The organism is Mesorhizobium sp. M1D.F.Ca.ET.231.01.1.1, assembly GCF_003999155.2.
In the GTDB taxonomy this organism is placed as follows: domain Bacteria; phylum Pseudomonadota; class Alphaproteobacteria; order Rhizobiales; family Rhizobiaceae; genus Mesorhizobium.
On the sequence record NZ_RZOZ02000007.1, the window covers coordinates 177,282 to 202,087 of the forward strand.

20 protein-coding genes are annotated in these 24,806 nt (G+C 64.9%); 10 read left to right on the forward strand and 10 right to left on the reverse strand.

Features of this window, described 5'->3' with window-relative positions:
- Positions 1-2,995: Ig-like domain-containing protein (locus EN874_RS20010; protein WP_135882245.1), on the reverse strand; the 2,995-nt coding region annotated here is incomplete at its 3' end.
- A gap of 325 nt (positions 2,996-3,320) precedes the next feature.
- Between EN874_RS20010 and EN874_RS20015 the strand changes: the two genes are divergently transcribed.
- Positions 3,321-4,316: a transglutaminase-like cysteine peptidase gene (locus EN874_RS20015; RefSeq protein WP_127426576.1), complete on the forward strand. Its 996-nt coding sequence runs from the start codon at positions 3,321-3,323 to the stop codon at positions 4,314-4,316.
- A 71-nt stretch (positions 4,317-4,387) separates the two neighbouring features.
- Here EN874_RS20015 and EN874_RS20020 read toward each other — a convergent pair whose 3' ends face one another.
- The 5 genes from EN874_RS20020 to EN874_RS20040 form a co-directional block, all read right to left on the reverse strand.
- Positions 4,388-5,029, reverse strand: a complete 642-nt coding sequence (locus EN874_RS20020) for a ribbon-helix-helix domain-containing protein (RefSeq protein ID WP_127426575.1) — start codon at positions 5,027-5,029, stop codon at positions 4,388-4,390.
- Positions 5,019-6,308: an HlyD family type I secretion periplasmic adaptor subunit gene (locus EN874_RS20025; RefSeq protein WP_126085823.1), complete on the reverse strand. Its 1,290-nt coding sequence runs from the start codon at positions 6,306-6,308 to the stop codon at positions 5,019-5,021. Before EN874_RS20025 ends, EN874_RS20020 begins: the two co-directional genes overlap by 11 nt.
- Before the next feature lie 17 nt (positions 6,309-6,325).
- Positions 6,326-8,458, reverse strand: a complete 2,133-nt coding sequence (locus tag EN874_RS20030; RefSeq protein ID WP_127426574.1) for a type I secretion system permease/ATPase — start codon at positions 8,456-8,458, stop codon at positions 6,326-6,328.
- Positions 8,459-8,488: 30 nt separating this feature from the next.
- Positions 8,489-9,886 carry a TolC family protein gene (locus tag EN874_RS20035; protein WP_245513723.1) on the reverse strand — a complete coding sequence of 466 codons (1,398 nt, stop codon included), beginning with the start codon at positions 9,884-9,886 and terminating at the stop codon, positions 8,489-8,491.
- A gap of 274 nt (positions 9,887-10,160) precedes the next feature.
- Positions 10,161-10,406 (reverse strand): hypothetical protein, encoded by a 246-nt coding sequence (locus EN874_RS20040; RefSeq protein ID WP_127426572.1) that lies wholly within the window; start codon positions 10,404-10,406, stop codon positions 10,161-10,163.
- A 155-nt stretch (positions 10,407-10,561) separates the two neighbouring features.
- Between EN874_RS20040 and EN874_RS20045 the strand changes: the two genes are divergently transcribed.
- The 3 genes from EN874_RS20045 to EN874_RS20055 all read left to right on the forward strand — a co-directional run bounded on the left by EN874_RS20045 (position 10,562) and on the right by EN874_RS20055 (position 12,599).
- Positions 10,562-11,875: an NAD(P)H-dependent oxidoreductase gene (locus EN874_RS20045; RefSeq protein WP_127426571.1), complete on the forward strand. Its 1,314-nt coding sequence runs from the start codon at positions 10,562-10,564 to the stop codon at positions 11,873-11,875.
- Between the two features lie 89 nt (positions 11,876-11,964).
- Entirely contained in the window at positions 11,965-12,207 is a 243-nt protein-coding gene (locus tag EN874_RS20050) for a type II toxin-antitoxin system VapB family antitoxin (RefSeq protein ID WP_126085818.1), read from the forward strand.
- Complete coding sequence (locus EN874_RS20055; RefSeq protein ID WP_127426570.1) at positions 12,207-12,599, forward strand: type II toxin-antitoxin system VapC family toxin; 393 nt, start codon at positions 12,207-12,209, stop codon at positions 12,597-12,599. The genes EN874_RS20050 and EN874_RS20055 overlap by 1 nt, the downstream gene beginning before the upstream one ends.
- A gap of 13 nt (positions 12,600-12,612) precedes the next feature.
- Here the strand turns inward: EN874_RS20055 and proC are convergent, their stop codons facing one another.
- From proC to EN874_RS20070, 3 genes are all read right to left on the reverse strand, one after another.
- Complete coding sequence (gene proC / locus EN874_RS20060; RefSeq protein WP_127426569.1) at positions 12,613-13,428, reverse strand: pyrroline-5-carboxylate reductase; 816 nt, start codon at positions 13,426-13,428, stop codon at positions 12,613-12,615.
- 81 nt (positions 13,429-13,509) lie between these two features.
- On the reverse strand, positions 13,510-14,829 hold the full coding sequence (locus EN874_RS20065) for an O-antigen ligase (protein ID WP_127426568.1): 1,320 nt from the start codon (positions 14,827-14,829) through the stop codon (positions 13,510-13,512).
- A complete protein-coding gene (locus tag EN874_RS20070; RefSeq protein WP_127426567.1) occupies positions 14,798-15,796 on the reverse strand; it encodes a glycosyltransferase in 999 nt (332 codons plus the stop codon). The genes EN874_RS20065 and EN874_RS20070 overlap by 32 nt, the downstream gene beginning before the upstream one ends.
- A 168-nt stretch (positions 15,797-15,964) precedes the next feature.
- On the opposite strand from EN874_RS20070, the gene EN874_RS20075 reads away from it, so the two are divergent.
- Genes EN874_RS20075 through EN874_RS20085 form a run of 3 tightly spaced genes read left to right on the forward strand, consistent with a single transcriptional unit; the run spans position 15,965 to position 18,851 of the window.
- Complete coding sequence (locus tag EN874_RS20075) at positions 15,965-17,137, forward strand: glycosyltransferase family 4 protein (RefSeq protein ID WP_127426566.1); 1,173 nt, start codon at positions 15,965-15,967, stop codon at positions 17,135-17,137.
- The gene (locus EN874_RS20080) at positions 17,134-17,928 is read left to right on the forward strand and encodes a WecB/TagA/CpsF family glycosyltransferase (protein ID WP_127426565.1); all 795 of its coding nucleotides are present in this window, start codon (positions 17,134-17,136) and stop codon (positions 17,926-17,928) included. Before EN874_RS20075 ends, EN874_RS20080 begins: the two co-directional genes overlap by 4 nt.
- Complete coding sequence (locus EN874_RS20085) at positions 17,925-18,851, forward strand: DUF6492 family protein (RefSeq protein WP_127426564.1); 927 nt, start codon at positions 17,925-17,927, stop codon at positions 18,849-18,851. The genes EN874_RS20080 and EN874_RS20085 overlap by 4 nt, the downstream gene beginning before the upstream one ends.
- Before the next feature lies 1 nt (position 18,852).
- Here EN874_RS20085 and EN874_RS20090 read toward each other — a convergent pair whose 3' ends face one another.
- Positions 18,853-20,148, reverse strand: a complete 1,296-nt coding sequence (locus tag EN874_RS20090; RefSeq protein WP_127426563.1) for a lipopolysaccharide biosynthesis protein — start codon at positions 20,146-20,148, stop codon at positions 18,853-18,855.
- Positions 20,149-20,346: 198 nt separating this feature from the next.
- Between EN874_RS20090 and EN874_RS20095 the strand changes: the two genes are divergently transcribed.
- The 3 genes from EN874_RS20095 (at position 20,347) to EN874_RS20105 (ending at position 24,789) form a co-directional block, all read left to right on the forward strand.
- Positions 20,347-22,659, forward strand: a complete 2,313-nt coding sequence (locus EN874_RS20095; protein ID WP_127426562.1) for a GumC family protein — start codon at positions 20,347-20,349, stop codon at positions 22,657-22,659.
- A gap of 215 nt (positions 22,660-22,874) precedes the next feature.
- A complete protein-coding gene (folD, locus tag EN874_RS20100; protein WP_127426561.1) occupies positions 22,875-23,774 on the forward strand; it encodes a bifunctional methylenetetrahydrofolate dehydrogenase/methenyltetrahydrofolate cyclohydrolase FolD in 900 nt (299 codons plus the stop codon).
- Positions 23,775-23,826: 52 nt separating this feature from the next.
- Entirely contained in the window at positions 23,827-24,789 is a 963-nt protein-coding gene (locus tag EN874_RS20105) for a GlxA family transcriptional regulator (protein WP_126085807.1), read from the forward strand.
- Positions 24,790-24,806 lie beyond the last annotated feature (17 nt).

Here is a 24,806-nt window from a genome sequence, read left to right on the forward strand (position 1 = left end):
CTGTCACGTTGTTGACGGTGATGTCGAGCGTCACCGTCGAGGTGTCGCCGTCGCCGTCGGTGATGGTGTAGACGAAGTGGTCGACCGCGTTGGTGGTCACCGCGTTGGGGTTGGCGGAGTAGGTGTAGGTGCCGTCGGCGTTGAGCACCAGCGTGCCGTACTGGCCCGCGATGCCGGCGCCGCCGAGGTTGCCGCTCACCGGGTTGGCGACGTTCGAGCCGGTGGCCACGCCCGTCACCGCGCCGCCGGGCGCCGCGCCGTCGGCGCCGAGCACGTCGTCGGTGCCGTCGGTCAGCACATTGCCCGAGACCTGCGCGCCTTCCGCGACGCTGTTGGTGTCGGCATGCGCCGTCGGCACGTCGTCGACGATGTCGACCAGGATGGTGCCGGTGGTGGTGTTGCCGTGTGCGTCGGTCACCGTGTAGGTGAAGCTGTCCTTGTCCTGCTCGGTGGTGATGCCGTTGTCGGCGGTGGCGCCGTCAAAGGTCTTGGTCAGCGTGTAGGTGTAGGTGCCGTCGGCGTTGAGCACCAGGTTGCCGTAGCTGCCGGTAGCCGATGAGTTCAGCGTGTAGGTATACGGCCCCGTGCCGCCTGCGGGCGTGATGGCGCCGTTGAAGATCTCGCTGTTGCCGGCCGCGTCGCTGCCCGCCGGCAGGCCCTTCTCATAGACCAGCGCGTCGGTGTCGGAGGCGGTCACCGTCACGTTGTTGACGGTGATGTCGAGCGTCACCGTCGAGGTGTCGCCGTCGCCGTCGGTGATGGTGTAGACGAAGTGGTCGACCGCGTTGGTGGTCACCGCGTTGGGGTTGGCGGAGTAGGTGTAGGTGCCGTCGGCGTTGAGCACCAGCGTGCCGTACTGGCCCGCGATGCCGGCGCCGCCGAGGTTGCCGCTCACCGGGTTGGCGACGTTCGAGCCGGTGGCCACGCCCGTCACCGCGCCGCCGGGCGCCGCGCCGTCGGCGCCGAGCACGTCGTCGGTGCCGTCGGTCAGCACATTGCCCGAGACCTGCGCGCCTTCCGCGACGCTGTTGGTGTCGGCATGCGCCGTCGGCACGTCGTCGATGATATTGACGGAGAGCGTGCTGTTGGCGCTCTGGCCGTCCAGGTCGGTCAACGTGACGTCGAAATTCTCGAACAGGCTGTTGGTGCCCTGAACTGCGTCGTGCGCTTCATTGTCGACGAGCGTGTAGGTGTAGGTGACCTCACCGGTGGCGGCATTGTAGGCCGTCACCGTCAGCGTGTTGCCGAGAGCGGTCGTGAAGGAACCGGCGGTGAACGCGCCATCGTTGATGAAGTCATGTCCACCGATGTTCAGCGAGGCGATGCCGTCGGGCGAGTGGATAGTGAAGGTGCCGCCCTGGGTGGTGCTTTCCTTCGACGCGTCGGAGCCGTCCGACTCGCCGGGGCCGCGGCCGGCCAAGAGGTCGTCCTCGTTGACGATGACGTCGCCGCCGTTGGCCTCCGGCGTCAGGTCGGTGATCTCGGGCGTCGAGTTGCCGATCGAGATTGTCAGCGTGGTGTGCGAGGTGTCGCCGTCGCCGTCCTTGATCGTATAGGTGAAGACGTCGTTGACGCCGCCGGGCGTGTTGGCGTCGCGCACATAGGTGTAGCTGCCGTCGGCGTGCAGCGTCAGCTTGCCGTAGGCGCCCTGAACCTGCACATCGAGCGTGCTCGCGTCATCCAGATCGGCATTCGTCGTGCCCTTGGCGACGCCAACCACCGTCGCGCCATCGGCGCCTTGCGTATCGGCAACGCCGTCCGTCGTGTTGGTATCGCCCGCATCGGTGCCGCCGACCAGCACATTGCCCGTTGCCGGACCGACCTGGCCGGCGGCCAAGCTGTCGGTGTCGGCGATCGCCGTCGGCACGTCGTCGATGATAGCGACGGCAAAAGTGGTGCTGGCGGTGTCACCGTCGGTATCCGTGACGGTGATGCTGAAATGATCCGGAACCGTATCGTTCGGATCGTATCCGTTCGTATGTTCGGGATGGGTGACCGACTCGGTCACCGTATAATTGTATTCGATAGCGCCCGTGTTCGGGTCGAGGGAGACGATGGTCAGGTAGCCGAACTGGCCAGGGATCTGCTGGCCGGCGCCGGTGACGGTGACGCCGTTGATGACGATCGATCCGATGCCGTCCGGCGCGTCGATGGTGATCGTTCCGATGCTTGACGTCTCCGCGTTGCTCGGCGCGTCGCTGCCCGGCGACTGCTGCGGTCCGCCGTTCAAGCCGGTCTCGCTGGCCGCCTCGTCCGGGCTGAGCAGCGACACGGCCACAACGGAAACGCCCTTGTCGGGGGCGATGGAGGGAAAGAGCTCGCGATGCTCCGGCTGCCCGAACTGCAATGCCGTCGGCGGCAGAAGCGCCGTCAGGCCGAAGCCGTCGCCTATCCCGCCCGGAGGAACCGAGAAGTTTCCGCCGGCGCTGCCCGGCGCGCCGTTTCCGCCGGCCGAGATCGAGCCGTCGGCGCCGAAGGCGACATCGACATGGCTGGATTCGAGCGCGGCGATCAGGGCAACGCGCGGCACCTCGACGTCGCCGATGATGAAGGTCGGAACGTTCAGCGCGCCGTCCTTGATGACGATCTCGGAACCGTCGGGCTGCACCAGCACCAGGTTGTGCCCGTCGACCTTGATGTTGTCGATCGAGACATTGGCCGGAAGCTTCACGACATTGCCGGCATCGGCGTGATATTCATGTGGAACATTCGAAGCCGCCGCGTTCGCCGCCGGAGCGTTTCCGGCAGCAGCGTTGGATGCAGGAGCATTGGCGTCGGCCGCCGGCTTGTCTGCCCCTTGCGCGTTCTGTGCGTTGGCCGCGCCCTGCGCCGGCGCGCCGCTTCCCACATCGACCGGCACGGGCTCGCCTGCCGCGGGTGCCGCCTGGCCGCCGGTGGCCTGGGCGACTTGGACACCCGAAATCGGATGTTCGCCGGCAGTCGCGTTCTCGTCCCGGGAATTGGAAACGGTGTCGAATTCGATACTGGTCGTCATAGCTCAAGCCCCCTTCGGCATTTCCCGGAAAGAGACATGCGGGCCGCGAACTTTGCAACACACCTTCAATCTTTTTCATATACTTGAATATGCATTGATTTGCATTTTTTACACTTGGTAAATCGTCATGATATACCCAGTTATGTATTCGCCGAAGCGCCCCCGGGGCCGATCGGGAAGCGTGACGTCGGTTCGGTAAATCAAAGTATAAATTTGAATAAAATTTGACGTAAAACAGAATAGATTGATTCGCGAAACCTTTTCCACCTTCCTTTCCGATAATTTGAGACAAGATTGGTAGCGTCCACAGTCAAAGGTGGGCGCGATGAAAATACAAAAAGCTGTCCTGGCACCGTCGGGGATCAAGGTTCTGCTGCTGGCAATCGGCCTCGCCGGTCTGCCGAATGTGTCATCCGCCAGCGCGGTTTCCGTCGAAATTTCCGCCTCTCGAACGATACCTGCGCCGGCCGATCTCGGCGGTGTTTCGCTGGCCAGATTGCAGCCCTGGCAGCCTGTTGCCGCCTACCGGATCGGCGGTGTCGCCGGCGCCTATGGGCCCCTCGAAGCCCGCCAGGCGGCAGATCCGTCGAGCGGAGGAGCTGGCATCGACCCGATCCAGGTTGACCCGATCCAGACTGACCCGATCCAGACTGGGGCGATCATCCCGGGCGTGTTCGGGTCGGTGGCGCTGTCGATGCGCAACTTCCCGGTCGCGGCGCGCTGGGCGCCGGTCTACAAGGCGATCGTCGGCTGCACCGCCGGAAGTCCCTGCGACCGCGAGAACGCCGCCTTTGGCGAGATCGTCGGCATTGCGACCGACAAGGGTTTTCGCGACAAGCTGGCTTTCGTAAACAGCAGCATCAACCGCCTGATCGCCTATCGCAAGGACAGCGCCGTCTACGGCAGGCTCGACTACTGGGCCAAGCCCTCTGAGATCCTCGAGCATCGCGCGGGCGACTGCGAGGACTTTGCCATATTGAAGATGGCGGCGCTGCTGCGCGCCGGCATCCCGGCGCAGAGCATGTCGCTCGTCGTGCTGCAGGATCGCCGCCGGAAGTTCTTCCACGCTGTCTTGTCCGTCAGCACCGGCAGCGGCGCCTTCATCCTCGACAGCCTCAGCAACAATGTGGCGATGGACAGCGACCTTCCCGATTATGTCCCGCTCTATTCCTTCAGCACCGATCGCGCCTGGATCCACGGCTCGAAGTCCGGTTCCCAGATCGCGGACATCGCCGGCGGTTTCGCGACGGTGGCGCCCGGCGAAGGCTCTTCGCCGGATAGGGCGGCGACGCCCGCAACATCTGGTTTGGGTAGGAGATAGACCGCCCGTCTCAGTCTTTGTTTTTGCGCAATTCCGGACGGAAAACCGCTGCGCACTTTCCTGGAATTGCTTTAGCCGTTGAAGACGAACGCCATCAGGAGCTCCGGCTCGGTGACCGGCGCGCGCACGGCGCTGAGCTGGCCCCGGTAGCGGCGCTCGCCGGCGCCGATGACGAAGCCGGTGGTGACGGGCGTCTCGCCATTGGCGTCGAGCCGGGCGAAGACGTCGGTGACATTCAGGTCCAGCGCCAGCTTGAGGTCCTGCCTGCCGTCGTCGCCAGGCGCGTTCGGCAGCTGGCGCCTGACCAGTTGCTGAAAGGACGTGTTGAAGGTCAGGATCTTCTTCGACGACGACAGCGCGAAGGCGGGCGAGGGGCAGGCGACCAGGATCGCGTTGATCGTGCGGATCGAGGCGAGCTTGCGCAGCTCAATGCTTTCCTCGGCAAGGCCGCGCATGCACGCGACCCGGATCGCCGAGGTGAGATTGCCCTGGTCGGGATGGCTTTCGGCGATCTCCTCGACCAGCATGCCGATCGTGCATTTGCGGCTCTCGGCCAACTGCTTCAGCGATGCCCAGAAGGCGCGCTCCAGCCGGATGCCGCGGCGCACGCCGCCTCGCGCCACGACGCGGAACTCCGGGCCGAAATCCTCGGCCGCGAGCGACGGCAGCAGCCGATCGCGCGGAATGTCGGGGCGTGCGGCGCTATCGCTCACTCATTGCCTCCTGACGCGCCTTGTTGATGGGCTTCAACAGATAGTTGAGGATCGTCTTGCGCCCGGTCTTGATATCGACCGAGCAGATCATGCCGGGGATGATCGAGTAGGTCTTGCCGTTCCTTTGCAGCGTGGATTTCTCGGTCGCGACGCGCACCTGGTAATAGGGTTCGCCCGTCTTCTGGTCGACCAGGCTGTCGGCGGTGATGTTCGAGACCTTGCCCTCGATACCGCCGAAGATCGAAAAATCATAGGCCGTGACCTTGATCAGCGCATCCTGGTCCGGCTGGATGAAGGCGACATCGCGCGGCGAGACTCGCGCCTCGACCAGCAGCGTCTCCGAGGTCGGCACGATACCGGCCACGACCGCGCCCGGCTGCACGAAGGCGCCGAGCGTGTTGACGTCGAGCGTGTTGACGATGCCGTCGACGGGAGAGCGGATATCGGTCCGCGCCACCTTGTCGGTGGCGCCGCGGATGGTTTCGTCCACCACCGAGAGATCCGCCAGCGCCTGCGTCAAGTCGCTCAACGCTTCCTGCTGCAATTGCAGGCCGAGCTCGTCGACTTGAAGCTGCGCCTCGGTGATGGCCGCCTTGCTCTTCTTGATGGTCTCTCCGGCAAGGTTGAGCTGTCCACGGAGATCGGTCTGCTCCCGCTCGACACGGATCTGCTCGGTCTTGGCCATCAAGCCTTTCTTGACCATCGATTCGACGAGAGCCGTTTCCTGGTCGCTGACGGCGAGGCTCTTGGACAGACGGTCGGAATTGGCGGTCGCTTCGTCCAACTCCTTCTCGCGCTGATCGAGACGCGACTTCAGCACCGACAGCTTCACTTGGAAGTTGTCGCGGCGGGCAACGAGCAGCTTCTGTTCGTTGTCGCAGATTTCCGGCGCGATCTTCTGGATGTCTGGCGGACAGGGGAACGCGCCCTCGAGGGTGCCGCTCTGCTCATATTTAAGCCTCGCGATGCGCGCCTGCAGCGCCCGCGCCTTGGCCTGTTCCTCGCCCAGGCTCGAAGTGTTGCCCGTGTTGTCGAGGCGGATGATCAGGTCGTTCTTCTTGACCGTTTGGCCGATCTTGACCGCGATTTCCTGGACGACGCCGGCTTCGCTCGCCTGGATGATCTGGGTCTTGGAAGCGGGAATGACCTTGCCGTCGCCGCGCGCGATCTCATCGACCTCGGCAAAGGATGCCCAGGCGGTGAAGGCCACGAACAGCGCCCCTATGATGTACACGGACGCCGATGCGAAAAGCGGCGGCCGGTCTTCTCTTGCAAACATTCCCCAACGTACCCCGGTCAGGCATTCGCCTTTTGCAATGCCTGTATGACTTGTTCCTTTGCTCCGTCCGCGACCACGCGGCCCTGCTCGATGACGATGAGGCGGTCGACCAGCTCCAGCATGCTGTAGCGATGGGTCGACACGATCAGCGTCGTGTTGCGGTCGAACGCCACTCTAAGCTGCTTGATCAACTGCCGTTCCGAGGCGAGATCCATCGAACCCGACGGCTCGTCCAGGAAGACGATTTTCGGCTTGGTCAAAAGCAGCCGCGCGATCGCCACCGCCTGCCTTTGGCCCCCCGACAGATTGGTGCCCCGCTCGCCGACATTCATGTCGTAGCCGCGCGGATGCCGCGAGACGAAGTCGTCGACGCCGGCAGCCTTCGCGGCATCGATGATCTCCTCGTCGGTCGCTTCCGGAGCGGCCATCAGCAGGTTTTCCTTGACGGTGCCCGAAAACAGGTCGCCGGCCTGCGCGACGATGCCGACCGCGGCGCGGACTTCCGAAGGGTGGTATTGGCGGATGTCGATGCCGTCGATGAGCAGCTCTCCGGAAGTCGGCAGGAAGAGCCGGCCGATCAGGCGGCCCATCGTGGTCTTGCCGGAGCCTATGCGGCCGATGATGCCGACGCGCTCGCCGGGCCGGACTGCGATGTTGAGCCCGTGCAGAACCTCGTTCTCGGTGCCGGGATAGGCAAAGCCGACATTCTTGAAGAGCATCGCGCCGCTGCGGATCGGCCGGTTGACGAAGCCGACCGTGTCGGGGCGGTCCTCCGGCTGCGACATGATCGTGTTGACGATCCTGAGCGACAGCATGGCCTGCCGTAAGCGCGAGAGCGTGATGGCGATCTGGCCGAGCGGCGCGACCGCACGGCCCGCCAGCATGACGGCGCCGATGATTGCGCCTGTCGACACCTGGCCTTCCGAAAAGGCGTAGGCGCCCGCAACCACCAGGGCGACGGTCACCAATTGCTGGATGGCGCCGGTGATGTTGCCGGCTGCCGCCGAAAGCTCCTTGATCTTCTCGGACGTGTTGGCGGCATTCTTCGAGTGCTCGCCCCATTTGCGCAGCAGATAGGCCTCGGCGCGCAGCGACTTGATCGTCTCCAGCGTCGAAATGGATTCGACCAGCAGCGCCTGACGCTGGGCGGATTCGTTCATCGACGCGGCGACCCGCCTGCCGATGCGCCGCTGCGTCATCAGTCCGACAATGACGGCGATCGCGAAGGCCAGGGCAGGTATGATCACCAGCCAGCCGCCGATGGCGTAGATGACAGCCAGGAAGACGAAGACGAAAACCGTGTCGATGAAGACGCTGATGGTGTTCGAGGTGAAGAACTCGCGCACGAACTCGTACTGGGTGACGCGGTTTGCGTATTCGCCGGTCGAACCCGGCCGCGCCGAAAGCGACGAGTTGAGCACTTTCTCGAACAGCAGATAGGAAATCCTGAGATCCGCCTTTCGCCCGGCATAGTCGATGAGCGAGGCGCGGGCGGTTTTCAGCAACAGGTCGAACAGGATGGCCGCGCCGATCCCGAGCGCCAGCACCCAGAGCGTCGACATCGCCTTGTTCGGCAGGATGCGGTCGTAGACGTTCATGGTGAAGATCGGCGAGGCGATCGCCAGGAGGTTGATGAAGACGGCCGACAGCACGACCTTCGAATAGGTGCGCCAGAACGCTCCCATCGTTCCGGTCAGCCAGTGGCGTCTTTCGATCCTCGGCGCCGTGCCGACCGTCATCTCCTCGGCGGTGTTGGCATAGGTGATCGAGAACGAGGCGCCGCCGCTGATATAGCTCTCGGCGAGCTCCGATTTGCCGATCGTGGTGCGGCCGTTCTCCTGCGGCGCCGTCAGATATTGCCCGGCCTCGGTCTCGGCGAGCAGCGCAACCGGCAACTGGCTGGCGCGGAAGACGATGGCCGGAAGATCGACGCGGCCACGCACGAAATCGCGATGGCTGAACGCCTGGACCTCCAGGCCGATGCGTTCGGCCAGGTGCCTGATGTCATCCGGCTCGATGCGCGTGTCCGAAATCGGCACACCGGCAAACAGCACGGTCTCCGCGCTCGGCCGGCCGAGATAGGCCGCAATCGCCGAGAAGCAGGCTTTGAAAGCCTCCTTGGGCGATACGATGTTGGGCTGCTGATTCACGATCCGCCCCGAAGGACCAGAGATCGATGCTTACATCGGCTGCTTTTTCCTGACCGGCGCGAGGATGTCGAACGGCAGATCGTTCTTCTGCTCCGACGGCGTGCGCGCATAGGTTTCGGTATCGGCCGTTGCCGGCACGCCGAATTCCGTGCGCGCATAGGCCGCGGCTTGCTTGGCCGGCTGGATGTTCAGCGTCTTCAGCAACTCCCCGGTCGCGGCCAGCAGCCGATATTCGGCAAACAGCGACGCATAGGACGAGGTGTCGGCCAGCGTCGCGGTGTTGAAGCGCGTGTTCTGCGCGTCGAGCACGTCGAGCAGCGAGCGCTGCCCGACCTTGAACTGCTCGCGGTAGGACGCGACCAGCTTTTCGTTGGTGGCTGCCTGCAGCCGCAGCGTCTGCGCCAGTTCGGCCTGGCGGAAGCGACGGTCCCACGATGTGCGGACGGCTTCCTCGATCTCGCGCAGCACCTGGTGCATCGCAAGGCGCTGCTCGCTGGTGCGGCGGATCTGCTCCTGCTCGTTGGCCTTGTCGATGCCGCCGCGATAGAGGTTCCAGCGCAGCACGACCCGAGCCTGCAGGTCGCTGGTGTCGCCGTCGTCGCCGTCGATGTCATATCCGCCCCGGGCGACGCCCTCGGCCGTGATCGTGGGGCCGAATTTCGCCCGCGCGGCGTCGACCAGCGATGCCGCGGCGTCGATGTCGCTGTTGGCCATATGGACGCGCGGATTGTTCTGCCTGGCAAGCCCGATCGCGTCGTCGAGCGAGCGCGGCAGCGCGCCGGCCACATCGGCCGGCCGTGACGGATTGGTCAGCGGCTTGCCGACGTTCTTGAAGAAGCGGATCTTGGCCGCCTCCAGCTCTTCCGTCGCCTCCTGCATCCGCGCCTTGGCGGCATAAAGCCGCTCCTCGGCCTGCTGCCGGTCGGCATCGTTGAGCGCGCCGCCCGCGATGCCCTGCTTGATGTCGCCGAGTATGGACTGGTGGAAGGCGAGGTTCTTCTTCGCTTCGGCGACGATCGACGCCTGCAGCATGTATTCGAGATAGTCCTGGACGACGGCGAGGCCGATGAATTCGGACCGTTCCAGCACCCTGAAGGAAGCGCCGTCGACGCGCGAAGCCTGGCGGTTCAATTCGGCCCGTCTTGCGCCGCTATCATAAAGCGTCTGCGTGACGGTGAGGTCCGCCTCGTTCGGATAGAGAGCGTCGTGATCCTCATCGAGCGCGCGCCGGGATTCATTGTCCAGACGGCGCACGCCGGTCGACGCTTCGAGATCGACGCTGGGAAGATAGAGGCCTTTCGCCTGGCGCAGCTCGAATTCGATGGCTTCGCGGTTTTCGATCGCCTGCCCAATCTCAGGATTGGACTCCACCGCGACCGCTACGGCTTCCTTGAGTGTGAGTGCGCCGGCGCTTCCGCAAGCCAGCATCGACACCGTCATGGCAAGCGCAAGGCGCCAGCCGACGGTCACTTTACCCGTCCTGGTCATTTCTACCCCGTGACTATCCCCGCGCCTTTTTTGTTCTTGTCGGCGCTTATTTGCCCAAGCCTGCCACCGGAGCTTGCGAACAGTATCTATCAGATTTTTCGAGGATGTGAGCCCCTAATGAACTAGAGGCGTCTAAAAGCGGGGATTCCAGCCATTAGTCCTGCGGGATGTAGCAAAAATGGCACAGAAACGATACCCGGCCAGAGGGCGCGATTCAGTGGAAATCGCCCGCGATCACTGCTTTCCTTAATAAACAGCAAGTCCCCATGGTGGAATCGCCCAAGGCGTCGCGCCCGCCCTCGGCGGAAACCCCGGCGTGAACCGCGGCATCCGTCCTCGCCCGGACATGGTCGCGCTGCGAACACGTGCAGGTTGCCGGTTGCTGCGAAAAATCTGCTCCGGTTCTGCAAGGCATGCGCTGGAAATTGCCATCCGCCTGGCCGGTTTTGTTGGCAAACACGAAGCGTTCCCTGTATTGCGGGCTGATGCATGTCGCTCAAGAAGGTGCGCAGCGGTTTTGGGGGAACGACATGCATCCAAAACAAAGACTTGAACCGCGTCGCCTGAATCCGCTTCGTCGCGACGCGCTTTAAGGCAAAGCATGGACGTTCTTGTATGACAAATGTCGCCCTGACCGGGCTTGCCCGCGATCTCGCCCGGCGCGCCGCCGAGGGCCGCCCCGTGCGCATCGGCGTCATCGGCTCCGGCGAGATGGGCACCGACCTGGTGACCCAGGGCATGCTGATGCCGGGCATTTCGGTCGCGGCCATCTCCACACGCCGTCCGCACACGGCTCGCGACGCGATCCGCATCGCTTATGGCGACGATGCGATGGCTGCGGAAGCCGAGACGGCCTCCAGGGTCAGCCAGGCGATCGAAAGCGGCAGGATCGCCATCACTTCGAACGAGATGCTGGTCACCAACCCGCTGATCGACGTCGTCATCGATGCCACGGGCAAACCCGGCGTCGCCGCCGATTTCGACCTGATGGCCATGGAGCACGGCAAGCATCTGGTGATGATGAATGTCGAGGCCGACGTCACCATCGGCTGCTATCTCAAGCAGCAGGCGGATCGGCTCGGCGTCGTCTATTCGGTCGGCGCCGGCGACGAGCCGTCGAGCTGCATGGAGCTGATCGAGTTCGCCTCGGCGCTCGGCTACACCATCGTCTCGGCCGGCAAGGGCAAGAACAACCCGCTCAACCACGATGCCGTTCCCGACGACTATCGCGAGGAAGCGCTGCGTCGCAACATGAACCCGCGCATGCTGGTCGAGTTCGTCGACGGTTCCAAGACCATGGTCGAGATGTGCGCCATCGCCAACGCCACCGGCCTTGTGCCCGATGTCGCGGGCATGCATGGCCCCAAGGCCGATCGCGACCAGCTGGCCAAGGTGCTCATCCCGCGCGAGGATGGCGGCATCCTGTCGAAGAAGGGTGTCATCGACTACACGATCGGCAAGGGCGTGGCGCCCGGCGTCTTCGTCATCGTCGAGGCGACGCATCCGCGCGTCGTCGAGCGCATGGACGACCTCCATGTCGGCCACGGCCCCTACTACAGCTTCTTCAGGCCATACCACTTGACCTCGCTGGAGGTGCCGCTGACCGCGGCCCGCATCATGCTGTACGGCAGGCCCGACATGGTGCCGCTGCCGAAGCCGGTGGCCGAGGTCTGCGCGGTGGCCAAGCGTGATCTTGCCGCCGGCGAGACCTTCGACGCCATCGGCGAGACCTGCTATCGCTCCTGGACCATGACCGTCGCCGAGGCGCGCGCCGGCCGCGCCGTGCCGGTCGGGCTGCTCGAAGGCGGCAAGGTGCTGAAGCCGGTCAGGAAGGGCGAACTGCTGACAAGCGACAACGCTGAACCTGACAAGACGACGAGACTATTTGCTTTGCGTCGCTTGCAGGATGAGATGTTGTACGGCGCCTGACCGCTCAGGACTCCTGTTCCCGTAACGGCACTGGCTTTGTCATGACAAGCCTACTATATTGTAGTGACAAGAGGCGCGAGGTCGTTCAGATGAATCTCCAAATCAGGGATCCCCGGGCGAGGGAACTCGCCCGTCAACTCGCCGAAAAACGCAAAATCTCAATGACCGAAGCTGTCATCGAAGCACTCGAGTCGGAATTGCAACGCGAACGCGAACAAATCCCGCTCGCTGAGCGCTTGGCGGCCATAGCACAAGAGCTCAAATCCAAGGCAGGTGCCGGTGGTAGGGCCTTGAGCAAGGACGAAATCGACGAGATGTGGGGCCATTCTTAATGTTCGTCGACACCTCTGTGGTGGTCGCCATCCTGGCGGACGAAGAAGACGCCGCTGACTGGAGCGGCAAGATAGGACAGGCGGCGAGGAGAATAACGTCCCCGCTAGTCGTGCTCGAAGCAGCTATGCGGCTTTCTACGCTGCTTGCGGTGGAGCCGCGCACTGCGGAAACAGCGATAGAGGCCTTTCTTCGCCATGCCGAAATCGAAGTCGTTCCAATTGAAAGCGGCGATGCGAAACTCGCGATCCAGGCCTTTGCAGACTATGGCAAGGGTCGCGGTCATCCGGCTCAACTCAACCTTGCCGACTGCCTGTCATATGCATCGGCGAAAAGTCGCGGAATGTCTTTGCTCTACAAGGGCAATGATTTTTCGCACACCGATCTCGCGTGATCGGCACAGATACCTACTTCCCCAGCTCTATCGACCTGAGACGCGCCGCTTCCACCGCGTCGGTCAAAAGCTTCGTCAGCCGGTCCTCGCCCATCAGCACGGCAAGGGCTGCTGCGGTCGTGCCGTTGGGGCTTGTCACCTGCTGGCGGAGCACGCCCGGCTCTTCATCGCTTTCGGCGGCGAGCGAGGCGGCGCCATAGACGGTCTGCATGGCAAGCAGCTTGGCTGTCTCGGCAGGCAGGCCGGCTTTCTCGGCGGCGACCGTCAGCGCTTCGATGAAATGGAAGATATAGGCCGGGCCGGAACCGGAGACGGCGGTCACCGCGTCCATCAGGCTCTCGTCGTCGATCGTCGTCACGACACCGCTCGCTGACAGCAGCTCGGCGACGAAACGCCTGACGTCGTCCAGGACGAGCGGGTTGGAAAACACCACCATCATGCCCTTGCCGATCGCCGCCGGGGTGTTCGGCATGCAGCGGACAATCGGGGCGAGCTCGCCGAGGATCTGCTCGAAGGTGGCGACCGGCGTGCCCGCCGCGATGCTGACGAAGGTGGTCCTGCCGTCGCCGAAGCGGTTGTAGCTTGCCGTCACATCGCGGATGACCTGTGGCTTCACGGCGATGACCACGAGATCGGGCACGGCTTCGGCCGGAATGGCGGATGCGTCGGCTGCGCCACCGCAGCCCAGGGCTTCTGCGCGCTTGCGCAGCTCGGCATTGGGCTCGACCACGAACACCGCCGACGGCTCGAGCTTGCCGGATTTCAGCCAGCCGGAAAGCATGGCGTAACCCATATTGCCGCAACCGGCGAGAACGAGCCTGATGGTCATCGGAACCTCCGTAAAGACGGCTCTCTTAGCCGCTCGCGCGGCTACGGAAAAGTCCAGTCTCCAGGAGATCGATCCGCCAGGTCAGTCGGGGCGGCGAACCGGGAGAGGTCGCAGCGACACTTGCCGCAGGCCAAGCAAGCTGAGCACGAAGAGCAGCCAGACGGGGTCGGCACGGCGGAAGAAGAAGCTTTCGAGAAATCCGTTCAGCGCCGCGAACAGCACCACCATCATGAAGAAGTCGCCGAGATAGATATTCTCCTTGCGCTGCGGGATGCGCATATAGTCGCGCAAGGGAGCGATGAGAAAAGTATAGACCGCGATGCAGAGCGCGGGGATGCCCATCAATACCGCGATGTCGAGATAGCCGTCATGGCCGTGCACGATGGTGCGGATGTCCCAGGGCCGGTCGAAAGGCTGGTCCTGGTTGAGCAGCAGCGGCGTTCCCCAGAAGCTTTCATAGCCATATCCGGTCCAGGGCCGCTTCGCCAGCATTTCGCCGGCGAACTCCCAGAGCGTCGTGCGGCCGGTATAGGTGAGATCGGGGAAATAGGTCGCCGCCAGTTGCTTCACCGGCGGGATGAAGACGATGCCCAGCGTGCCGACCGCCGTCGCGACGATCGCGGACAGAAACAGGACCGGCGTGCCGAGCCGCATGCCGATGCTGCTCGGCAGCACCACGATCAGGATGGAGAACGGCACCAGTCCGACGGTCGTCTTCGAGCCGGTGTGCAGCACGAAGATCATCGCCGCCGAGAAGATGCCGATACCCCACCAGCGTTGCCCGCGCCGCCAGAGATAGAGCCCGGCGAAGCTGAAGCAGGCCATGACCGGCCCCGCGATGTTCTTGTGGGTGAAGACGCCGCGCCACAGGCCGGCATGCTCCGGCTCCTGTGAGTCGGCGGTGTGGAGAGCCTCGTGCGGAAAGACGATGAGCCCGACATAGGAGAGGCCCATCACCACGACGGCGGTAAAGATGATGACCCTCGCGAAGGAGTCGGCATCGCGCGGCAGCACCAGGATCGTCGCCATGGTGATGATGCCGGTCATCGTGAAGGAGGCGGCACGCATCGCCGAGGGCGGATCGGTCGCCAGGATCACCGACAGGAAGAAAAAGCCCAGCATCAGCTCCCAGGACGGGCTGATGAGCGAGCGCGCCACGCGCGGCTCGGCGAAGGCGAGCAGCGAGAAGATCGAGACCGCGCCGAGCGAGCCGAAGCCGAGCTGGTTGACGATGTCGCCGCCGTCGCCGGTGAGCTCCGCGCCGGCAGGCTGGAAGGGCCGGAAGGAGACGATGATGGTGGCAAAGAGCAGCCCAGCGATCGCGGTCGCGACGCCCTCGCGCGTGAAAGCGGCGCTGAGCGGCGCGCGCTCAATTCTTCTCAGGCTGCCGGTACTGCTCATTGGCATATCCGAATTCGGCAAGCACCCGGCCGAGCGCGACATGGACGGGATAGAGGCCTGTCGCCAGCGAGCCCGTGCGCGCCAGCCTTATGGCGCCGCGCAGCGGCGAGGCGGCAAGCAGCGCCAGGCTTTTCAGAACAACCTTGGTGCCGGCGAACGGCGTGCCCGCGCGCTTCTTCTTTTCCACCAGGGTCGAGATGACGCCGTTGCGGAGGCTGCGGGCGCGGATCCAGTCGGCCTCGACGCGGCGTGCGGGAACCGTTTCCCTGACCCTTGCCTCGGCGCACCAGCCGAGCGCGAAACCCTTCTGCGCGGCGCGGCTCAGGAAATCGGAATCGCCGCCGCCCATGAAGTTGAACCTCAGATCGAGGAAGGACGGCCCCATGGCCGCAAGCACGTTGCGCCCGACCAGCAGATTGCCGGACGAATAGAGCGCCGGCACGCGGTTCGTTTCACGGTAGGGCGGCGCGAAAACGGGATGGTCGGCCCATCTCGCATGCGAGGGATCGGCAAAGACCGGCACCTGCGGCCCGCCGACGATGTCGGCTCGAAGCGTCTCGGCGGCCTTGCACATGCGCTCCAGCCAGTCGGGCTCGGCGATCTCGTCGTCGTCGATCACCAGCAGATGCTTGAAGTTGGGAAACTTAAGCATCGCCGTCTGCCAGCCGGCATTGTAGGCGCTGCAATTGCCGCGCTCATGCGCGATGATCACCAGGCCCGGCATCTCGCCGTGCTCGAACAGCGGGAGGGCCGCCTTGGCGCCCTCGCGCGCCTCGGCCTCGTTTTCCATGACGATGACGGCGAAGCGCCGCGCGGTTTTCTGGGCCTTGAGCGATGCCAGCGTTTCCAGGAGCAGCCCGGGCCGCTTGAAGGTCGGCAGCGTGACGGCCGCCTCGACGGTCTCGGCCGCAAGCCCCGGAGACCGCCCTGCGATCGATACCCCTGCGATCGATACCAAAGCGTCCATCCGTTTCCAGGCGTGTGGGTCCGGTCCTCGATAGCAGCCCGACCATAACGTTTCGTTAATCACCTTCGCGGGCAGGTTCAGCAAAACCGGGGCTTTTGGCCTTTGACGGCGCCACTTAATCAAGGCTTCACCGCACTTTGCTACCGGCTACACCAATGGATAGGTGAAATGCATCTGCTGTTCGCCACATCGATCGTGCCCGATGGCGCCCTCGCTTCGGGCTACGAGATTGCCAACGCCGCGATCATCGACGCGCTGCGGCGCGCCGGCGTGCGCGTGACGGTGATCGGCTTCAGCTGGCCGGGAAAGCCTGCCGCCGATCCTGAGAACACCATTGTCCTCGGCGCCATCGATGTGCGCACCGAAAGCGCCTCGCCGCGGCAGAAGCTGGCCTGGGTGGCCAAGGCGATGCTGACCGGTCTCACCTTCGCCTCGGTCAAGCTGCGCGTCGTTTCGGATGCGGATGTACGCGCCGCGATCGAGCGCGCCGGCCCGTTCGACGGCTATGTCCTCAACTCGGTGCAGTTTGCCGGCGCCTTTGAAGGCCTCTTCGGCGACCGGCCTTCGATCTTCGTCGCGCACAATGTCGAGCACCGCTCGGCCGAGGAGAACGCCGCGGCTGCCGGCAGCGCCCTTCAACGCTGGCTGTTCCGTCGCGAGGCCGGGTTGCTCGAGGTCATGGAAGAGCGTCTCTGCCGGGCGGCGCGCTTCGTCTTCACGCTGGCCGAGGAGGACCGCGCGGCACTTGGCGTTGCCTCCGACGACCGCTCGGCCGTGCTGCCGCTGGTGACCCGCGCCGAAGCGCCGACGAAGAAGGGCCTGCGCCACATCGACTGCGACGCAGCGCTGATCGGCACATGGACCTGGCAGCCCAACCGCATCGGCCTCGACTGGTTCTTGACCAAGGTGGTCCCGCATCTCAGGCGGGATTTCCGCATCAGGATCGCCGGCAACATGCCGTCGGGCGTGACGTCTCCACATCCCGGCGTCCAGTTTGTCGGCAGGGTCGCGGATGCCCAGGCCTTCGTGCGCGGCGGCGCCGTCATTCCGCTGATCAGCACCGCCGGCAGCGGCGTGCAGCTGAAGACCATCGAGACCTTCGAGCTCGGCCTGCCTTCCGTCGCCACCAGCCGCTCGTTGCGCGGCATCGGCTACCGGCCGCAGAACTGTGTCGTGACCGACGATCCTGTCGCCTTCGCCTCGGCGCTCGAGGCGGCGGCGGCCCATGTTCGCGACGTCGACGGCAGCGCCTTCCATAGCCGGCAGGTGAGGGCGTTCGATGCCGCGCTCAGGCTTGGGCTAGAGAAGCTCGGCGCCGTCAGGCAGGAGGTGGCCGCATGAACATCCATGCCGCGCGCGCCGCCTTCGGCTTCGACACGCTGAAGCGGATCCTCGGCATCTCCGTGCTTGCCATCCGCTGGGACGAGGCGATAGCGCTGCTTTCGCGGCTGGTCGCCGAGCGGCGCTTCACCAAGGTGAGCTTCCTCAACGCCCACAATGCCAATCTGGCCCACGGCGATCCGGTGTTTGCCGAAGCGCTCGACGACTTTCTCGTGCTGCCGGACGGTGTCGGGGTCGACATCGCCGCAAAGCTGCTCTACGGCGCGCCTTTCCCCGACAACCTCAACGGCACCGATTTCATCCCGGCTTTCCTGCAGGCATCGACGCGGCCGCTGACCGTGGCGTTGCTCGGCGCGACGCGGGTCAATGCCGAGGCGGCATCCGTGAAGCTCTCCGCGCTGGCCGTGCAGCACAAATTCGTCGTCATCCATGACGGCTATTTTTCCCTGGCCGAGGAGCCGGCGATCGTCGAGCGCATCGCCAGGCTGCGGCCGGACGTGCTGCTGGTCGCCATGGGCGTGCCGCGCCAGGAGCTGTGGATCGCGCGCCATATCGATGCCCGTCATTGCACGCTGCCGATCGCGGTCGGCGCGCTGCTCGATTTTCTGAGCGGCACGGTGCCGCGGGCTCCACTCTGGATGCGCCGCCTGCGGCTCGAATGGCTGTTTCGCCTGTGGATCGAACCCGCCCGCCTGTGGCGCCGCTACGTGGTCGGCAACCCGCTCTTCCTGTGGCGCGTCTTCAAGCAGAAATTGGCGCTCGGACCGCGGCCGGCGGAGGCGCGCCGTTGAACAGCCGTTTCGTGCCCGATGCCGCCACCAGGATCGAGCCGCTGCCGCGCACGCCTTCGGCGGCGGTCGTGACGGCGAGCTACGCGCCGGATTTCGATCGTTGCCGGCTGCTGTGCGAGACGATGGACCGCCATGTGACCGGCGTCGCGCGGCACTATATCCTCGTCGAGCACCGCGACATGGCGCTGTTTCGCCAGCTTGAGAACAGCCGCCGCACGGTCGTCGACGAACGGGATCTTTTGCCGCGCTGGCTGCGCGTTGTCGACGATCCGCTCAGCCTGTTTTGCCGCCGCGTCTGGCTGAGCTTCAGGACCCAGCCGCTGCGCGGCTGGCACGTGCAGCAGCTTCGCCGCATCGCCATTGCCGCGCATGCCGGGGAAGACGTGCTCGTCTTTTGCGATTCCGACGTCGCCTTCCTCAAGCCGTTCGACGCGAGCGCCTTCTGGCGCGACGGCAAGGCGCGGCTGTTCCGGCGCGACGGCGTGCTGGCTAATGCCGGTCATGACGAGCATCGCATCTGGTCGCGCAATGCCGGCTCGGCGCTCGGCATCGACCCGTCGAAGACCTCGACCGACGACTACATCTCGACGCTGATTGCCTGGCGCCGCGAGACCGTCAACGCGATGTGCGAGCGGATCGAGAAGATGCACGGGCGCGACTGGGTCAGCGTTGTCGGCTCGGCGCGCGAATTCTCCGAATGCATGATCTATGGCCGTTACGTCGACGACGTGCTGGAAGGCGCCGGCCATTTCCATGGTGCCGAGGAATTCTGCCGCGTCCACTGGAACGGCGAGGCGCTGTCGGACGAGGAATTCCGCCGCTTTGTCGACACCATGGCGTCCGAGCAGGTGGCGATCGGCATGCAGTCCTTCATCGGCACCGATGTGGCCCGCATCCGCCGGTTGATTGGGTTCGATCGCTAGATCAGATCGCCTTCGCCGGCCGCCGCATCGCCGAATAGGTGAGAAACATCGAGGCAAGATAGAGCAGCAGGAAGACGATGTTGAGCGACAGCACCAGATCGGGTGGGTCGGGGATCGTCGTCAGCACATAGGTGAGCAGCACCGCCTTGAGGCCGGCGAGCAGGCCGAGATTGATCGCCCGCACCGCGGTCTGGCCGCGCGCGAACAGAAGCTCGGCCTGATATTCGACGAGATTGCGCAGGCCCGGCACGCAGACCGCGAGTGCCACCAGAGGCGCTGCCTCGGCGACGTTCCTGCCCAGCGCATTGGGGAAGAAGTGCAACACGATGCCGAGCGACAGGAGCGCCAGCGTCGAGACCAGGAACACGCCGCCTTCGATGCCGCTCTTGACCGCCAGCCGGGACAGGAGCTCGGGCGCACGCATCATGCGCTGCACCAGCATCATCGAGAAGGTGCGGATCGGAATTGCCGTGAGATCGACCAGCCGCATGATGATGGCGTAGATGCCGGCGAGGTGCGGTCCGCCGATCGACAGCACCAAAAGCTTGTCGAACTCCATCTGCAGGTAGAACAGCACCTCCGATCCCGCGACATAGACGGAATCGGCGAGCCGTCGGAAATAGATCTCGGTACGCAGCCTGAGCCGCTGGCGCGGGTAGAAGAAGGCGAACGCGATGATCAGCGAAGCGGCGTTGGCGCCGATGTAGAACCACGACCAGACGTCGATGGTATGTCGCCCGGCGAGCATGAACAGCAGCGCGCCGACCGCCCTGAGCGCCGTCGTCAGGATTGCGAGCACCGCGGCGCGGCCGAACTTGCCGAGGCCGTTGTTGACGATCAGCACCACTTCGACCGGCCGCCACAGCAGCGCTTCGGCGAAGACGACCGCCGCAAAGACCGACAGCGGCACCGTGCCGGCGAAGAAGATCAGGTAGACGCCGTAGGAAGCGGCGGCGAGAACCGGCAGCGAGATCACGCCGAGGAACAGGAAGCCGGCGGTGAAGGTGCCGATCAGGTTGGGACGGATCGTCGCCGTGCGGTAGAGCGCCGAGATGAAGCCGAAGGCAAGCACGCGCGACAGCATGACGCCTGCCGCCGAAGCCGTGGCGAACATGCCGAATTCGGCGATGGACAGCGTGTTGGCCAAAGCCACGAAATAGGCGAGCGAGAACACCAGCCGCCCGCCGGCGCCGCTGATCGCCGAAACATAGTCGAGAACCAGCTTCCGGCGCGCGGCCACAAAGTGGCCGATCCGCGCGAGCGTCCGCCTTTGCGGTATGTCGCTGGTCTGGGTCATGTGTTCGTCAAAGCCTAAGATGGAAAGCTTAACGTGCCGTTCTGGCGGTGGTCTGGCGGCAGGGAGAGGCTGCAACCGGGGCGAGAAACTGAATTTCCCGGGCCCGGAAATTAACGTTTTATTTTCCATGCCTGTTTAGCGTGACTTAACGATTGGCCGACCGCCGCTCCCAAGCCGCCAGAGAGTAAGTTCCAGGACATGGTCGACAGGGATAACCATGAAGATTGGCGACGCGAGCGCTCTTTGCTTGCGCTCGGCCAGGCCGTGCGCGGCGAGGACAGCGCCGACGCCTCGCTGGTCTCCATCGGCGACAAGGCCAACCCGTCATGGCGCGAGGATGCCGCCGCGCGCCACCGCGCCGCGCGCTTCGAGCGCGAGGGACGGTCGAACCCACAGCCCCCGAGCACCGACGATCATCCTCAGGTCGATCCGATTTCGCGAACGATCCGGGACGAGGACGACTGGGCCACGACGGTGCCGCAAGCCGGTTCGCGTGAAGAGGGCCGTTCCCCCGACCATTCTTCGCAGGCCTATTCTTCACCTGTCGCATTCGAACCGCGCTACGGCGAACCTCGCCATGCAAGCCGGCCGCTGGCGGCGGGTGATTCCGACGCACAGGAATGGAAGCCGCTGATCGACCCGATGCAGGTCGTTCGCGGCATCACCCGCTCCAAGGCGCTGATCCTCTCGACGACAATCCTTGGTGCCGCGCTCGGTGTCGCCATCGCGCTGTCGACGCCGAAGAAATATGAGGCCACCACCGAGGTCATCGTCGACCCGCGCGACCTCAAGCTCACCGATCGAGACCTGACGCAGAACGTGATCGCCTCGGATGCGACGCTCGCCATCGTCGAGAACCAGGTCCGCATTCTTACTTCGGGCACGGTGCTCAACAAGGTCGTCACCGACCTCAACCTCACCAATGATCCCGAATTCAACGGTCGGGGAAAGGGCGGCCTCGGCCTGATGTCGATGCTCCGCTCGATTCTGTCGCGGCAGGATACGCGAGGCCCTGCCGACGAGGCGCGCCGGCGCGCCCTGGCGGTCGGCAACCTGGCGGAAAGCCTGGACGTCGAGCGCAGCGGCAAGACCTTCGTCGTCTCGATTGCCGCCACGACCCAGAATCCCGATAAGTCGGCCCTGATCGCCAACACCATGAGGACGGCGTTCCGTGAGATATCCAGCGAAATCCAGTCCAACACGGCGGGCCGCGCCACCGACGAGCTCACCGCCAGGCTCGACGAATTGCGCAAGGGCGTCGAGGCGGCCGAGCGCAAGGTGGAGGATTTCAGGGCCACGCACGACCTTGTCGACGCGCAGGGTCATCTGATCAGCGACGACCAGATGCTGAAGCTCAACGAGCAGCTTTCCGTCGCCCGCGCCCGCACGCTCGAGCTCAACGCCCGCGCCGCCTCGGCGCGCGCGCTGAACGTCAATGCGGTTCTCAACGGCACCTTGCCGGAAGAGATCAACTCCAACACGATGGGCGAGCTGCGCTCGCAATATGCGGCGCTGAAGCAGGAGGCGGATCGGGCCGCGATCAAGTTCGGGCCGCGGCATCCAGAGCTGCAGGCGCTCAACGCCCAACTCGCCGGCGCGCGCGAGCGCATCAGCGCCGAACTGCAGCGCATCGCGTCCTCGCTGCAGGTTGATCTGAAGCGCTCCGTCCAACTCGAGCAGGACCTTGCCTCGCGCCTGGCCCAGGCCAAGGTGCAGAGCGGCGACGTCAACAACGACCTGGTTTCGCTGCGCGAATTCGAGCGCGAGGCCGCCGCCAAGCGCTCGGTCTACGAGCAGTTCCTGCTGCGCGCCAAGGAAACCGGCGAGCAGAAGGACATCAACACCGCCAACATCAGCCTGATTTCGGAGGCCTACCCGCCGCTCGAAGCCAAAGGGCCGTCGCGCGCGGTAACGGCGCTGGCCGGCCTGCTTGCCGGCCTTTTCGCCGGCATCGGCCTTGGCGCGCTGCGCGGGGCCTATGCCAGCCTGCGCGAGACGGCGGACAGCCGCTCACGCCGCAGGCCCGCAGAGCATGCGCCGATCTTCGAGGAAAGGGCATATCGCGCGCCGCCGAGCCCTCCGCCCCCCGCGTCGCCCGTTGCACCGTCCACACCATCGGCTGTCGCCGGTGATGATGCGGGCCGGCCTGGCTTCTTCGGATCGCTGGCTTGGTCGCTGCGCGATTTCATGCTGCGCAGGTCGGACGAGCCGGGCGGAGCCGGCACTGAGCGGTCCGCAGGTGCCGCTCCGATATCCGGGCGCGGCTCCGAGCCATCGCCCGCGCAAAGCCGTGCCTATGCCTATCAGCCGGGCCATCCGCGGCCCGAAGGATCATCCGACGACGCGTACGCCTCGTCCTCGGGGTCTTCCCATTCGCAACCGCCGGTCGCCGAGATGCGCGAACCCTCCGCCGACCAGAGTCAGGTCGACGAGCTCCGGGCCAGCCTGCGCGAGTTTCGCGAGGCGGTGCGCGACCTGACCGAAAGCCGCACGCGCCGCCGCTATTTCTAAAATGTCCTGTCTTCGATAAGCAGGCTCCGACAAAAAGCGGCCGGTTTCGGGTTTACGGCATTCGACGACGTTTTGACGGGATTGCCCGGTCGAATTTTCGTGAAAATGCCGCGCGGCATTCGACCGCGCGCGCTCGGCGCCTGGCTGGTCGCGATGCTGGATCGAGGATCAGGGCTGCGCGTGGGCGCGGCCCGGAACAGTGCTGAAGGTGAATGATGGCCGAAGTGATCGACGGAAAGAGTGTCGCCGAAGACGTGGTTCAAAAGGTTAAGACGCTGACCGCCGAGCTGTCGGCCCGGGGCGCGACAAAGCCTGGCCTTGCCGTGGTGATCGTCGGCGAGGATCCGGCGAGCCAGGTCTATGTCGCCTCGAAATCGCGTACGGCAAAGGAATGCGGTTTCCATTCGCTCCAGCACACGCTGCCGGCCGAGATCTCCGAGGCGGAGCTGCTGAAGATCATCGGCGACCTCAACGCCGATCCGTCGATCCACGGCATCCTCGTGCAGCTGCCGCTTCCCGGGCATATCGATTCCGGTAAGGTCATCCAGACGATCGCGCCGGGGAAGGATGTCGACGGCTTCCATTTCATCAATGTCGGCAAGCTTGGCACCGGCGAGCTGGAGACTGCCTTCGTGCCTTGCACGCCCGCGGGCTCCATGCTGCTGATCGAGCGCGTGCGCGGCAGGGACCTTTCCGGCCTCAATGCCGTCGTAGTCGGCCGCTCCAACATCGTCGGCAAGCCGATGGCCAATTTGCTGCTTGCCGCCAACTGCACCGTCACCATCGCGCATAGCCGCACCAAGGACCTGCCGGCGCTGGCCCGCACCGCCGATATCCTGGTCGCCGCCGTCGGCCGCCCGGAAATGGTCAAGGGCGATTGGGTGAAGCCTGGCGCCACCGTCATCGATGTCGGCATCAACCGCATCCCGGCGCCGGAGAAGGGCGAAGGCAAGTCGCGGCTGGTCGGCGACGTCGCCTATGCCGAGGCGGCCAAGGTCGCCGGTGCCATCACGCCGGTCCCCGGCGGCGTCGGGCCGATGACCATTGCCATGCTGATGGCCAACACTGTAGCTTCCGCCTACCTCGCGGCCGGATTGAAGCGGCCGTCCTTCTGATCAGAAAGCAGCATCCTTGCCGAACCTTACTGCCCCTATTGAACGGCCGGTCATGGGCGATCCCGTTCAGGGTGGTCGGCAGTTCGGTTTCCTGCTGGTCGACAAGTTCTCGATGTTCTCGCTGGCCGCGGCGATCGACTGCTTCCGCTCGGCCAACCGCCTGCTCGGCCGCGACTTCTACGGCTGGACGACGATTTCGGCGGATGGCGACGCGGTCATGGCCTCCAATGGTTTGCCGCTGAAGATCGACTATTCCGTCGCCGACATGCCGCCGGTCGACATCCTGTTCGTTTCGGTCGGGCTGACCACCGAATTCCCCGGCAAGAGCAAGGTGCTGGCGGCGCTGCGCAGCTGGGGCCGGCGCGGCAACGCGCTCGGTGCGCTGTCGGTCGGCTCCTACCTGCTCGCCGAGGCCGGCCAGCTCGACGGCTATCGCTGCACCATCCACTGGGAGAACCGCGCCGGCTTCATGGAGCGCTTTCCCGATATCAATTGCACCGGCAACGTCTTCGAGATCGACCGCAAGCGCTACACCTGCGCCGGCGGCACCACCTCGATCGACCTGATGCTCGAGATCGTGCGCGGCGATTTCGGTTCCAATCTCGCCAACGGCGTCGCCAACCAGTTCCAGCACGAGCGCATCCGCTCGGCCGGCGACCGCCAGCGCGTCGGCCCCGAGCGGGATCTCACCGGCAAGTCGGAGAAGCTCAGGCGCATCGTCGAACTGATGGCCGACCATCTCGACGAGCCTTTGTCGGCGGTGCAACTCGCCAAGTCGGCGGGCCTGTCGGTGCGTCAGGTCGAACGCCTGTTCCTGCGCCACCTCAGCGTCACGCCCGGCCGCTATTACATGCGGCTCAGACTCGAGCGGGCGCGCGAACTGCTGCGCCAGACCAACATGCCGATCCTCGACGTGGCGATCGCCACCGGCTTCACGTCGCACTCCTATTTTGCGCAGAGCTACCGGCTGCAGTTCGGCCGTCCGCCGTCGGAAGAGCGCCGCACCACCTATTGAGGGACTTTGCTGCCCGT